This is a genomic window from Pseudoalteromonas issachenkonii (assembly GCF_002310795.1).
Classification (GTDB): Bacteria; Pseudomonadota; Gammaproteobacteria; order Enterobacterales; family Alteromonadaceae; genus Pseudoalteromonas; species Pseudoalteromonas tetraodonis.
Map to the genome: position 1 here is coordinate 2,919,807 of NZ_CP011030.1, position 13,789 is coordinate 2,933,595.

At 40.0% G+C, this 13,789-nt stretch carries 10 protein-coding genes; 5 read left to right on the forward strand and 5 right to left on the reverse strand.

The features are described from left to right. Positions 1–95 precede the first annotated feature (95 nt). From slmA to PISS_RS13565, 4 genes are all read left to right on the forward strand, one after another. Positions 96–683: a nucleoid occlusion factor SlmA gene (gene slmA / locus PISS_RS13550; protein ID WP_008113236.1), complete on the forward strand. Its 588-nt coding sequence runs from the start codon at positions 96–98 to the stop codon at positions 681–683. Positions 684–1,027: 344 nt separating this feature from the next. After that, the gene (locus PISS_RS13555) at positions 1,028–3,775 is read left to right on the forward strand and encodes a S9 family peptidase (protein WP_058155262.1); all 2,748 of its coding nucleotides are present in this window, start codon (positions 1,028–1,030) and stop codon (positions 3,773–3,775) included. 284 nt (positions 3,776–4,059) lie between these two features. Beyond that, entirely contained in the window at positions 4,060–5,148 is a 1,089-nt protein-coding gene (locus PISS_RS13560) for a GGDEF domain-containing protein (protein ID WP_058155263.1), read from the forward strand. 157 nt (positions 5,149–5,305) lie between these two features. Then, positions 5,306–6,235 (forward strand): Fic family protein, encoded by a 930-nt coding sequence (locus PISS_RS13565; protein ID WP_083494665.1) that lies wholly within the window; start codon positions 5,306–5,308, stop codon positions 6,233–6,235. A gap of 102 nt (positions 6,236–6,337) precedes the next feature. Here the strand turns inward: PISS_RS13565 and PISS_RS13570 are convergent, their stop codons facing one another. Continuing rightward, positions 6,338–7,522 (reverse strand): BaiN/RdsA family NAD(P)/FAD-dependent oxidoreductase, encoded by a 1,185-nt coding sequence (locus tag PISS_RS13570; RefSeq protein WP_013465912.1) that lies wholly within the window; start codon positions 7,520–7,522, stop codon positions 6,338–6,340. Between the two features lie 407 nt (positions 7,523–7,929). Between PISS_RS13570 and PISS_RS13575 the strand changes: the two genes are divergently transcribed. Continuing rightward, on the forward strand, positions 7,930–10,059 hold the full coding sequence (locus PISS_RS13575; RefSeq protein WP_028835617.1) for a S8 family peptidase: 2,130 nt from the start codon (positions 7,930–7,932) through the stop codon (positions 10,057–10,059). Positions 10,060–10,132: 73 nt separating this feature from the next. On the opposite strand, the gene PISS_RS13580 is transcribed toward PISS_RS13575, so the two are convergent. From PISS_RS13580 to folA, 4 genes are all read right to left on the reverse strand, one after another. Beyond that, a complete protein-coding gene (locus tag PISS_RS13580; protein WP_013465916.1) occupies positions 10,133–10,606 on the reverse strand; it encodes a peroxiredoxin in 474 nt (157 codons plus the stop codon). Positions 10,607–10,680: 74 nt separating this feature from the next. Further along, entirely contained in the window at positions 10,681–12,621 is a 1,941-nt protein-coding gene (locus PISS_RS13585; protein ID WP_058155265.1) for a methyl-accepting chemotaxis protein, read from the reverse strand. 183 nt (positions 12,622–12,804) lie between these two features. Then, positions 12,805–13,179 (reverse strand): DUF3718 domain-containing protein, encoded by a 375-nt coding sequence (locus PISS_RS13590; RefSeq protein WP_013465918.1) that lies wholly within the window; start codon positions 13,177–13,179, stop codon positions 12,805–12,807. Between the two features lie 82 nt (positions 13,180–13,261). Then, complete coding sequence (gene folA / locus PISS_RS13595; protein ID WP_024601745.1) at positions 13,262–13,753, reverse strand: type 3 dihydrofolate reductase; 492 nt, start codon at positions 13,751–13,753, stop codon at positions 13,262–13,264. Positions 13,754–13,789 lie beyond the last annotated feature (36 nt).

The window sequence follows — 13,789 nt, forward strand, 5'->3', positions numbered from 1 at the left end:
AACACCCCATTGAGTATTGCGCGCTGTAACACTTGGCAGAAAGCTGTGTTATCGCACATTTATGTTGAAAAAATAACTATTAAAAAGGAATGTTCATGCCTGCGACAAAAAAAAGTAATCGCAAAGAGCAAATACTGCAAGCACTCGCACAAATGTTAGAAACCAGCCCAGGCCAGCGTATTACAACAGCCAAACTTGCCGCAGAAGTTGGCGTATCTGAAGCCGCTCTTTACCGCCACTTTCCTAGTAAAGCGCGCATGTTTGAAGGGTTAATTGAATTTATTGAAGACACGCTGCTATCACGTATTAATCTTATTTTAGATAACGAGAAAGAAAGTAAAGCACGTGTATACAACACCCTATTACTGCTGCTAACGTTTGCCGAAAAAAACCCAGGCATAACCCGTATATTAACAGGCGATGCTCTACAGGGTGAACAAGAGCGACTTCGTGAGCGTGTACAAGGCTTGTTTGAAAAGCTAGAAACCCAATTCAAACAGATTCTTAGAGAGCGTAAATTACGTGAAGGTAAAAACTTTCAAAGTGATGAACTGACGCTAGCTAACTTTTTACTTGCCTACGTTGAGGGTAAAATGAACCAATTTGTGCGCAGTAATTTTAGTGCACGACCTAGCGAGCAATTTGAAAAGCAATGGCCAGAGCTTCAAAAAATTTGGTTATAAGGTTTTAGTTAATTTTGCTAGCAAGGTTATTAAATTAAACTATTTAGCCATTTCTTATAATCTATTCCACATAAACTCTGTGTTCTTTTTATAAATTAGACTTAAAAATAAATTTGAACACAGAGCTGAAAGTAAAAAAATTGAAAACCACAATTAAACTTCCGCTTCCCTAACTTTTTACGGATGCTTAGTACCTCGCATCCCGTAGCCCGAAAGTTTTACCTTTTACCTTTTACCTTTTATTTTTAACCTCTCATCTCTGCCCTGCTACCACTTATCGTATCTACTCGAATTGTTATTAAAACTCGTTACAATAAAATAATGTTAAAAAACGAGAATCTATAATGAAAACACAACTCACTCTTGTTGGCTGTGCACTTATTAGCAGCTTAACGAGCGCCAGTGCTTTAGCTAATAAGCCACTAGAATTTAAAGATGTATTTGATTTTAAATCTGCAAAAGGCACGCAGCTTTCTGAAAATGGTCAAATCCTTTCTTTAAGTGCAACCCCTTATCGCGGGAATGCTACAGGGAAAGTCTACTCACTCAATAGCAATAAGCTTATTGCTGAAGTGGAACGAGGAACCCGTCCTACCATTAGCAAAATGGCAAACTGGGTCGCATTTACGCAGGTGCCTACTCTGCTTGAAAAAGAAACCACTAAGAAAAAAAGTGACTTAAAAAATAACTTAGTATTAGTGAACACCCAAACCGGTGAGCAGCAAAGCTTTAATAATGTAAAAGATTACGTGCTAGCTAATAACGGCCAGTGGCTGGCCTATCGCAAAAATGAAAACGCTGAAGAAGACGATAAAAAGCTCGACAGCGACAGCGCTATCACTGCCGACAAAAAAGATAAAAGCTATCCGCTGGTTATCATCAACTTAAGTGACAAACGCACTCATACTCTTGAAAGTGCCTTTACCTATGGCATTAGTGCCACCAGCGATCAACTATTGGTGAGTCAAAGCTATGTTGATGGCGGCAATAATCAAATTACCTTATTTTCACTCGATAATTTTACCAGCACCGTATTAATTGATGAGCCTGGTGTGGTTGCTAGCAAAATAGCGTGGCACCCAATCGAAAAAACCGTTGCGTTTACCTTAGGCAACTATGTAAACGATGATAAGCGTCGTCGTCAGTACGAATTAACGCTGTGGCAAAACGAGACGCTTACAACTGTGCAGTCACCTAACCCAGAATGGTTAATGGGCAAAACCGCGACATTAACTTGGGCCGAAGATGGTACACGTTTATACTTTGAAAACCGCCCAAAACTCGCTGCAAAAGTTAAACAAAAAGAATACACAGATGAGTCATCACTGTATGACTTTGAAGTAATTCGCGACCATAAAGGGTTAAATGTATGGCACAACAATGACGCGCAAATTAAACCTCGCGAAGAGCAGCAATGGAATGAAAATAATAAAAACCGTCATTACACTGCGGTATACCATGTAAACTCACAGCAAGTCGTTCAGTTAAGCACGCCAAATATGCCTGAGCTGGCGCTTAATACTGAGCGTGCCACGTCATTGTTAGGCTACTCAAATTTAGCGCATCTTGAAAAAGTAATGTATGGCGGTTTTTTTGCTGACTACTTTGCTGTTGATATAAACACGGGTAAACAGACTCCTATCATTAACGACTATCCATTTAGACCGAGCCTTGCGCCCAATGGGCAGTTTGCTGCTTACTTTGATAATAACCAAGTACAGCTTAAAAACTTAGGTAATAATAAAGTGAGCGTACTCAGCAAGGCGATTAACGCCACGTTTGCCGATGACAAACACGACTATCCATCCAAGCAGCCTGGTTATGGTTTTGCAGGCTGGCTGAACGATAGCAGCGAAATACTGGTTTACAGCAAATACGATATTTGGTCATTTAACGTCAATACCAAGCAAGCTAAACGCTTAACTAATGGTAAAAAAAGTAACACGCAATACAGAGTGATCAAACTTGATAAAAACCAAGTAGCCTTTAACAACAATGATACGCTCCTGCTTTCTGCAATTAATTTACAAAGCAAGCAAAGTGAAGTGGCAAAACTTAATTTAGCAACTCTTGAAGTCACTAAATTACTTACAGGTAATAAGCGCTTTGATGTAATTAAAAAGGCCAAACATGCCGATAAATACTTATTTACTGAGCAAACCTATCAGCAATTTCCAGACATTTATCAAACAGACTCTAACTTTAAACAACCACAACGCGTAACTAACCTTAACCCTCAGATAAGCAACTTTGCTTGGGGACAAGCACCTGAACTCATTAGCTATAAAGGCTTTGATGGTGAAGATTTACAAGGGGTATTAATCAAGCCTGCCGGCTACAAAAAAGGCGATAAAGTGCCTGTTGTGGTGTACTTTTACCGCTACATGAGCCAGCGCATGTATGACTTTCCAAAAATGGAATTAAATCATCGCCCTAATTTCCCGATGTTTACATCAAATGGCTACGCCGTCTTTTTACCTGACATTCGCTTTGAAATAGGTCACCCTGGTAAATCCTCAACGCAAACCATGATCAACGCCACCCAAAAGCTGATTGATTTAGGCATTGCCGACCCAGATAAAATAGGTTTACAAGGCCACTCTTGGGCGGGTTATCAAAGTGCATTTATGATCACCCAAACTGATATGTTTAAAGCAGTGGTATCGGGCGCGCCAGTGTCTAACATGACCAGTGCTTACAGTGGCATTCGCTTAAAATCTGGACTTGCACGCCAATTTCAATACGAAACAGGGCAAAGCCGTATTGGTAAAAATTTATTTGAAGCACCTGAGCTTTATATTGAAAACTCACCGGTATTTTTTGCCGATAAAGTAAACACTCCTATCTTAATTATGTTTGGCGACAAAGATGATGCGGTGCCATGGCATGAAGGCGTGCAATATTACTTAGCGCTTCGCCGCGCAGGTAAAGATGCAACCTTTTTACAATACGAAGGTGAACCACACCACTTGAAAAAATTTCCTAATCAGGTCGATTTTTCAGTGCGTATGATGCAGTACTTTGATCATTATCTTAAAGGCAAACCGGCCGCTAAGTGGATGAAAGAAGGTGAAGCGTTTATCGAAGAGTAACCACTAGAAGTAAAAAAACCCCGATAGCACTGCATGATATCGGGGTTTTTAACTATGTAACTATCACCACTTTAAAGAGAGTGTCCAAAGTAATAATGTGCCCGTCAGATCTTTAGCTGAAGATCTACTCGCTATCACTGCAATGCAGAACTGTATTTTGCATACAAAAATAGCGCAAGCTAGATAACCCTTTATTTTATAGTTATTTACTCGGTACTTTTATATGAGCGGGTTATGAGTAATAATCAGTCAATAAAAAAGACACAGTCTAAGAGAAGTAGAGCATGCTAGATTTTTGGTACAAAGGACTACCACAGTATCCAAAAGATCATAAAGACTTTTGGCGCACACGCTTAATTGCTCATTCATTATTAACGGCAACCTGCTACTTTTTAGTTTTAACCCTACTCAACCTGTTCTACTTTCACAGTTACGATATTGCCGCCATTGATGCATTAGGCTTAGTTATATCATTAGCTATTTATGGCTGGTTTAGTAAAACTGCAAATGTAAGTGCTGCGGCATGGGCAGTTACATTTATGGTCGTTAGTTTAATAATGACATTTGTTATCTCTGTCGGTGGCCTTGCTCACTCTTTATTTTGGGCAACACTTATTCCCCCTTTTGCGTTTTTTTTAGTGGGTAGAAATTGGGGAAGCATTTTTAGCGCCATTGCTTTTTGTATTTGTGCTTACCTAACTTATAAGCAACAACAGCTAACCGTCACTATAGGGCTGGGCTCTTTATTTAATATCATTGAGGTCAGCATTGCCCATATCTTAATTTTCAGATTTTATGAAAAAACACGTTTTTCTGCATATGCGCATTTAACAACCCGTAATATAGAGATTCAACATCTCGCTGAAACAGATAAACTCACAGGGCTTTATAATAGGCAAAAATTTGATTATGCATTGTCGCAAGTCATTACCAGCAGCAAAGAAACAAAAACCACAAACTGCTTATTTATTTGTGATATTGATCACTTTAAGAAAATAAACGACGCCTATGGTCATTTAGTCGGTGATAAAGTGTTAGCTGAGTTTGCTAAACTGATTAAAAGTAACATGCCCAACCATTCATTAATTGCGCGTTGGGGGGGAGAAGAGTTTACTATTATTTTACCAAACACCTCACTGACCAATGCATTAGCACAAGCAAACGCGTTAAAAGACTATATTTCAACACACCCTATTGCCAACATTCAGCTAACCATAAGCATAGGGGTAGCTACCATCAGTTCTGATGATTCAGTTATTAGCGTGTTAGAACGTGCCGATAGCGCACTATACGAAGCTAAAAATAATGGTCGTAATTCAGTTTATTTTAGCGACAATAAACTAACGATAGTCGCTTCAGCTAGCCTCTTATAACTAAGTAAGATAGCCAATTAATGTATCAACACACACCAAACTAATTATAAAGAACCAATAACAGCACAAAAAACCAGACTAAAAACCCATTAAAACTGACTTTTAAACTCAGTTCGCGTATTCTTAATTCCCTGATTTGAATAACCCTTGTAGCAAAATGAGCAACGCCACTCCCCCCTTCTCTATTTCAGCTAGCATGACTCACAGTATGGTAAATATTAGTGAAGCGTTAGGTAAGATCAGTGCCTTTTATTCTCCTGCAATGCTTGAGCACTATAAGCAACAAAAACTCACCTCTATACAAATGAAAAACTCTGAGTTTCAATCAATATCATCTGACCTATCAACCCCAGATAGCTTATTAGCCTTGCATCGAAGCTTAATCAAAGATCTGAGTGAAAAATCGGGCAGTTATAGGCAGCAAAGTTTAGCGTTAAAAAGTGGTTTGCAAATGGCACCACAAGCAATGCGAGTACCACAAATGGTAGAGGAGTTATTTGCTTGGTTTAAAACAACCGCGCATCATCCTTTAATCAGTAGTGCAGTATGCCATTATGAATTACAGTTTATTCAACCTTTTGCACAGGGTAATACTGAAATAGCGTGTACGTGGCAAACCCTGCAATTATCGCAGTGGCATTCGCTATTTTCACTAATAAATATTAACAATGTTATAGCGACAACTCGCCGACATTATTTTGAAAGCATTAACCTGAGTACCAAGTCCGGTGACTCATCCGTGTTTATTGAGTATATATTGGAAGCATTACTAGCGGCACTAAATTCATTAGAAAGTGATTTAAAATCAATAACAAAAACCAAAAACCCCCAACAACCCCCTCAAGTTAAACAGGCTATAAATGTAGACTTACAAGCCCCCCAAGCCATCGCTTTAATTAATGTATTTACCCAAAGCGAAAAGCCATTAAACCGACAAGAGCTACAAAATAAGCTTGGATTAAAAGACCGTAAACATTTTAGAGAGCGCTACTTAAAGCCAGCCATTGATGCTGGAATTATAGAAATGACTATTCCCGAAAAACCAAATAGCAAAATGCAGCAGTATAAACTTACCCAGACGAGTTAAAAACTTAAGTTATAAACAGAGCAGGAATAAACGCCACCTCAAAGATGAAGTGGCGTGTCAATACGCAGTTTGCAGCTAAATTTTATAATTGTTTAAAAACAATTACGCGTACTGCCCGGCGGCAAATCCACAGCTCCACGCATATTGGAAATTATAGCCTCCTAGCCAACCCGTTACATCGGTTACTTCGCCAATAAAGTATAAGCCTTTGGCTTTTTTAGCCTCAAATGTCTTTGAGCTCAACTCGTCGGTATCTACGCCGCCTAAAGTAACCTCTGCGGTTCTGTAACCCTCGGTACCATTTGGTTTAATTTGCCACGCATGAATATAATCAGCAAGCGCGTCTATTTGGCCATGCGTCAGTTGATTAATATTACAATCGGGAATGGCGTTACTGTCGTGGAGTATTTCTACAAAGCGCTTAGGTAGGATAGTCGCAAGGCTATTTTTCAACGATTTTTGCGCTTGTGTTTCTCGCCAATCAGCTAGCTGTTGCTTTAAATCTATTTCAGGCAGTAAATTGATCGTTACCGCCTGACCTGCTCGCCAAAATGAGCTTATTTGCAATATAGCAGGCCCAGATAGACCACGATGAGTAAATAAAATATTCTCTTTAAATACGGTGCCATCTTCGCTTGCAACTTCACAAGGAATACTAATACCCGAAAGCCCTTCAAAACGGTCTTTATCGTGCTGATGTAAGGTAAAGGGAACTAAAGCAGCCATAGTCGGCAATATCTTTAAGCCAAATTGCTCTGCAATTTTATAGCCGATTGGCGTAGCACCCAGTTTAGGCATGGTTAACCCACCCGATGCAACCACAAGCGACTCACAAGTAAGTGTTTCTTGTTCAGTGGTCACACTATAGCCGGTAGCTGTTTTAGCGACATTTAACACTTCGCTGCGCAGTTTAATAGTAACGCCCGCCCACTCACACTCGGTTAGTAAAATATCAACAATGTCTTGTGCGCTATTGTCACAAAATAATTGCCCGAGTGTCTTATGGTGATATGCCAAACCATGTCGGTCTACAAGCTCTACAAAGTCGTGTTGCGTATAACGACTTAAGCACGATTTTACAAAATGGGGGTTTGCGCATAAATAGTTGCTAGGGCTTGCATTTTCATTGGTAAAATTACAACGCCCACCGCCACTAATTAAAATTTTACGTCCTGGCTTTTTACCCATATCAAGTACTGTGACGCTTCGGCCGCGATACCCTGCTTGTGCAGCACACATTAAACCAGCGGCTCCGGCACCAATCACTATCACATCAACGTGAGTCATTTAGTTATCTCTTAAAAACTTTTGTGAATTATAACAAAGTTTCAATAATAACCAGATAGCCAGAACGTGTTTATCTTGAGCGTAAACAGGGCGCGGTAGCTTTGCTCGATTTGTTACTTAGCCTACAAGGCTTGTTTTAACCCGCAAAGGTCAACCCCCCTTTTGTATTGTTTTTAATTTATCAATAAAAGTTAATTAATGATAAAAAACACCAAAAAAATCTAATACATTAGGATCGTCAATAGCAATAAAACAAATACAAAACAACTGAAAGCGCACTAAATACGCGGTTATAACTAAATGAAATAGGTACATACGTATTTAATATTTCAAAATAGTTAACAGATCATTTACCTTTGTACCCGCTTTGTGGATTTTCACAAATAATAATAAAACTAAGGGTAATTATGACTTCTAATAATTCATTCAAAAAATGCGCTGTTGCGCTAACAATAAGTACACTCTTTGCTGCCAGCTCAAGCATGGCAAACCCAGCGCAAGCAATCGCACCTTCAATGGCAGAAACCTCAGCTAAGTTACAAAATCAAGGTGGTTTTGAGACTCAATTCATCATTAAATATAAGAATAACAACGATATGATGAGTACCTCAACCGCTGATGTATCACCAGCAATGATGAATAAAAAAGCGCAAAGCTTTGTAAAAAACTTCACCTCAAAAAAAGGCAAAGTTAAAGCCAAGTATGTTCGCGCAATGGCACTCAATAACCATCACGTAATGCGTGCCGATAAAAAACTAAACGCTGAAGAGGCCCAGCAGTTCATGCAGGAAATGGTTAATTCGGGTAATGTTGAATATATTGAAGTCGATCAAATGCTAAAACCATTTGCGACACCAAATGACCCGCGTTTTGATGATCAATGGCATTACTATGAGCAAGCCGGTGGACTTAACTTACCAACAGCTTGGGATACGGCAACAGGCAGTGGTGTGGTTGTCGCTGTGCTTGATACGGGCTACCGCCCTCACGCTGATTTAAACGCTAATATTTTACCAGGCTACGATATGATCTCTAATCTATCAGTCGCCAATGATGGCAATGGCCGTGACAACGATGCTCGCGATCCAGGGGATGCGGTTGCAGCTGGTGAATGTGGTAATAACGGTGCACAAGGCTCTAGTTGGCATGGTACTCACGTTGCAGGCACTGTCGCTGCAGTAACGAATAACGGTGAAGGCGTTGCTGGTGTTGCTTATGACGCCAAAGTAGTACCAGTGCGTGTGTTGGGTAAATGTGGCGGTTTAACCTCAGATATTGCTGACGGTATCATTTGGGCCTCAGGTGGTAATGTATCGGGTACATCAGCAAATGCTAATCCAGCCGATGTAATTAACATGAGTTTAGGTGGTGCGGGTGCATGTAGTTCAACCACGCAAAATGCCATTAATACCGCTCGTAACAACGGCACAGTTGTTGTTATTGCTGCAGGTAACGATAACGATAATTCTGCAAACTACAACCCAGGTAACTGTAATGGTGTTGTTAATGTTGCATCAGTTGGCCGTAATGGTGGCCGCGCTTATTACTCAAATTATGGAAGTAATATTGATGTGGCAGCACCGGGTGGCGCGCAAAGCTTTGCCAATGATTCTGAAGGTGTGTTATCAACTTACAATTCGGGTTCAACAACACCATCAAGCGACAGTTATGGCTTTTCGCAAGGCACCTCAATGGCGGCTCCTCATGTTGCGGGTGTTGCTGCACTGATCAAACAAGCAAAACCAAACGCGACTCCTGATGAAATAGAAAGTATTTTAAAAACAACCACTCGTCCATTCTCTGCCACGTGTACCAGCTGTGGTACAGGTATTGTTGATGCGGCCGCTGCGGTTGCTGCAGCATCTGGTGGTACACCGCCAACAACGGGTGATAACGAACTTGTTGATGGAGAAGTCAAAACCGGTTTAAGCGGTGCGGCAAGTGCACAAGACTTTTACACTATGACAGTACCAAGTGGTGCAACCAATGTTACTTTCACTATGAGTGGTGGCACAGGGGATGCTGACTTGTATGTACGTGCAGGTAGTAAACCAACCTCAACCACTTATGATTGTCGTCCATATAAAGGTGGAAACAGTGAAGAATGTTCTATTGATAGTCCAACAGCCGGCACTTACCATGTAATGCTGCGTGGTTATTCAGCCTACAGTGGCGTGAGTTTAGTCGGTAACATTACGGGTGGTTCAACAGGTGGTGGTTCAGGTACACCTCAAGCAGGTGGCGGCACAGTGTCTGATATCACAGCAAATGCAGGTCAGTGGAAACATTACACGCTAGATGTACCGGCGGGTATGGCAAACTTTACTGTTACAACGTCAGGCGGCACCGGTGATGCAGACTTATTTGTAAAATTTGGTAGCCAGCCAACAAGCTCAAGCTATGATTGTCGTCCATATAAAAATGGTAACGCCGAAACTTGTACTTTTAGTAATCCTCAAGCGGGAACATGGCACTTAAGTGTTAATGCGTATCAAACATTCTCTGGTTTAACGCTAAGCGGTCAATACCAGCCATAAAACATCCTCTCTTTAGATAAAAAAAGCCGATACACTGTATCGGCTTTTTATTCTCTGATTAAAGTCGTCAGTGTTAAAGCGTTGCTAAAACAGCTTCAGCACTGCTTATTACAAACTCTTTGTCTTGTTCTACAAATAGACCAGTAACAACACCATTATCAACAACCATCGCGTATCGTTTTGAGCGTATTCCACCAAAGCCTGCGGTATCTTTTTCAAGCCCTAAAGCACGGGTAAAACTAGCATCACCGTCTGCAAGCATATCTATATGCTCTGCATTTTGTGACTCACCCCACGCTTTCATCACAAATGCATCATTTACCGATACACAATAGATAGCGTTAATACCTTTAGCCTTAATTTTATCGGCTAGCGCGATATATCCAGGTAAATGAGCATTCGAACACGTTGGTGTAAAAGCGCCTGGCACTGCAAATAACACGACTTTTTTATCTGCAAATAATTCATTGCTTGTCAGTGTTTGCATACCGTCATCGGTTAGCTTAGATAGACTAACTGCGGGTATTGTTTGACCTTGTTCAATCATGTTAAATCCTTTGGGTAATTACGTAGACTTTTAGCATACAGGTTAATATTTACGGTTTCGAGTTTATACCGCGATTAAACTGCATCACTGTCTAAACCCAATCCCTTTCTAATTGTTGCCATTTGCAGCTCTAGCTGCGAGCGAATATCAGACACCAACTCACTCGACTCATTTACTTGGCTTTTCATATTATGCATTGATTGGGTAAAGTCACTAAGGAAATTGCTTTGCTGTTTTGCAAGCTCCATTGCTTCAACTGCAACTGTGTTTGCCTGCTGAGCATTATTTGCGACCCCTTCAGAGTTTGCTTGAAGCTCTTGGGCATTTTCGGTTTGTAGCTGTGCATCCTCAGTTAACGCATTAATTTGTGAATAGACCATTTGAGAGTTCTCACTTAATAACGCCAGCTGATCGTTAATCTCTTTTAACGAACCTTGGGTTTGCATGGCTAATTGCCTTACTTCATCAGCAACCACCGCAAAACCTCGGCCTTGCTCACCGGCCCTTGCTGATTCTATTGCAGCGTTCAGTGCTAATAAATTGGTTTGTTCAGCTATGGTGCGAATAACCGTTATTATATTACTCACTCCTTGTACGCCGCTCAGTAACTCTTGCACACTGTGCATACCTTGTTCAATACGTTGCTGTGTATCAGAACTCGCATTAAGCATATTTTTAGCAAAACCAACACTTTGCTGCATTGCCTCATAAGTACTTTGAGCATTTTCAGCAGCTTGAGCGTTAATATGATTAACCTGCTCACCTATGTGTTGAATATTTACTAGTAAACTTTCATTTTTAACAACTTGTTCGTAGCTAGTCGCGCTTTTTGACCCTATTTTTTCTAAATGCTCACTCATTTGCTCCATGAAGTCACTAACGACACCAAGCATACTCGCTCTTTCTTGCGCCTCCAGACGCTGGCGCTCAATTAACTGGTTAAAATACTGCGCTATTTCACCAACCTCTGTTTTAGGATTATTCACTGTAATATTTTTTAACTCATTACTTTCGATTAAAAATGCAAACCCATCTCGCAGTTGCCGCAAAGGCTGTAAAACCTGTTTACGTTGCACCCAATAAACACCAAAAGCTAATATTACTAAACCACCTATTGCAATTCCAAACACCCAAAATACTTGTTGTTTAACGGTATCTTGCTGCGCTTTTAATGTTTGCTCTGCCTCAATCACTGTTTTTGATAACACGCTAATTTGTTTACGTAACTCATTCGTTCCAGAATTACGCTGCTTTGCTTGCGATAAAGTACTGCTTAAATCACGTAAATAGCGCTTAGGCCAACTAACCAACTCCGATTTTATATCAGCAGCCAAATCCTCTGGCTCCTCATCTACAAATAAAGCAAATTCATCAACCTCAGTCATCACTCCTAAATTAGGCAACTGTGCAATTTTTGCAGCGAGTAAGTTTAAATTTTTTACGCTTTGTTGCAGGCTTTTTTCAATTTCAGGCTGGTAATCATTTAGCAGTTGATAGGTCGATAAAGATAAATTAACCACTTCACTATAATAATCACTCGCCAACTTATTGTAGCTTAGAGCATGACTACTTTGAGTTGATGCTTTTTGTACATAATTTATAAGCGATGACGCTGAGCCCGCCATTTGTCTCAGAGCATTGTCTAAAAGCGCAGTTTCGTTACCTGAGAGCTTTCCTAGTGCTCTGTATTTACCGTTAATGTCTTTATTTAGTGAAAATAGCTGTGTTGAAAGGCGCACTTCTAACTCAGAGGGAAGTACCGTTAGCTGCTGCGCTTTAAGTTGCTCAATTAAAGCTGAAGATTGCGTCAGGTATTGGCTATTGCCTCGTGCCAAGTAGTCTTCTAAAAGGCCAGCAAGATCGACCATTATGGTATTTTTTAATTGGCTATAAGCAATATCTTGTTGTTGAATTTTTAGTAATGTATGACTTGCCCATAACAAGGTAGCGGCGAGCAACACACTGGCTAACGTTAATAAAATAGCTAAAAGACGGGTAAAAAATGATACACGCATAAACATATCTCAAAAGTGACATTCATACAGAGTATTGAATTTTTATGACATTTTTATGTAAAAGACTTAATTAGGGTAATAGTCAGGTGTATTGAGAGATAGATAAAGACTCAATAGAAGGATGTTTTAAGTAACTAATAAAAAACCGCGTATAAACGCGGTTTTTTTAAATTAAGCTTTTAATTAAAGGCCTGCGCGGTCTTTAATAATAGGGATTAAAGCTGAACCAGCATGATTTGCCTCAGCCCAAGCGATATCTGCGCCATCTTCAAGTGAGCTTTTTGATAAGTTTTTAACAATGTACTCACCCGTATCAACCGCATTACTTGCAACAGCGTGACGCAATAAGTTGTTACCATTACAGAAAACTGCATCATAGATATTACGTACTTTCACACGTGAACTTTTTAGTTTGCTACGCAGACGATTTTTATCATCAGCGGCAATGTATTCACAGACTGAAACAGCTAACTGATCATCAGCGCTTACAGGCGCAGTATAAGCGAACGAACCCGCTGCAATAGCAGCAATTACAACTAGCTTTGGTAATTTAATCATTGATTGGACACCCTATATTAATACTTTTTTCGTACTCGACTGTTTAATATTGTACCAACACGCTCAGATTTTCGCAATAATGTTAAGAAACTTTATTCAAAGTTACGAACTTATAACTATATTTATTTTTATCATCGGGCGTCATCAACATTTCATCTTCAATTTGCCAGTTTGCAACACTTTTATAATCAGGAAATTGTGTATCCCCTTCAACATCTAAGTCTATAAAGGTTAAATACAAGCGCTGCGCCTGCGCTAAAAACTGCTGGTAGATGTTTCCGCCACCAATTATCATCACCTCTGCAACATCATTAACAAGCTCAAGTGCAGCTTCTGGTGTGGTTACTGTTTCAATTCCTGATGCGTGATAGTCTTTATTACGAGTAATAATAATATTACGTCGCCCAGGTAACGGTCGGCCTATTGATTCAAATGTTTTGCGCCCCATAATAACGGGTTTACCAGAGGTTACTTTTTTAAAGTGCTGAAGGTCACCAGGTAAATGCCATGGCATTTTATTATCTAAGCCAATGACACGGTTATTTGCCATTGCTGCAATCATTGAAATTATCACACTAAATACCCAATACTTTATTATTAATCAAAGAAA

Bases quoted from the DNA above. Each gene is read 5' to 3' on its own strand.
- PISS_RS13580 (WP_013465916.1), bottom strand. From the start codon at position 10,606: ATGATTGAACAAGGTCAAACAATACCCGCAGTTAGTCTATCTAAGCTA.
- PISS_RS13560 (WP_058155263.1), top strand. From the start codon at position 4,060: ATGCTAGATTTTTGGTACAAAGGACTACCACAGTATCCAAAAGATCAT.
- PISS_RS13590 (WP_013465918.1), bottom strand. From the start codon at position 13,179: ATGATTAAATTACCAAAGCTAGTTGTAATTGCTGCTATTGCAGCGGGT.
- PISS_RS13575 (WP_028835617.1), top strand. From the start codon at position 7,930: ATGACTTCTAATAATTCATTCAAAAAATGCGCTGTTGCGCTAACAATA.
- slmA (WP_008113236.1), top strand. From the start codon at position 96: ATGCCTGCGACAAAAAAAAGTAATCGCAAAGAGCAAATACTGCAAGCA.
- PISS_RS13555 (WP_058155262.1), top strand. From the start codon at position 1,028: ATGAAAACACAACTCACTCTTGTTGGCTGTGCACTTATTAGCAGCTTA.
- PISS_RS13570 (WP_013465912.1), bottom strand. From the start codon at position 7,522: ATGACTCACGTTGATGTGATAGTGATTGGTGCCGGAGCCGCTGGTTTA.
- PISS_RS13565 (WP_083494665.1), top strand. From the start codon at position 5,306: ATGAGCAACGCCACTCCCCCCTTCTCTATTTCAGCTAGCATGACTCAC.
- PISS_RS13585 (WP_058155265.1), bottom strand. From the start codon at position 12,621: ATGCGTGTATCATTTTTTACCCGTCTTTTAGCTATTTTATTAACGTTA.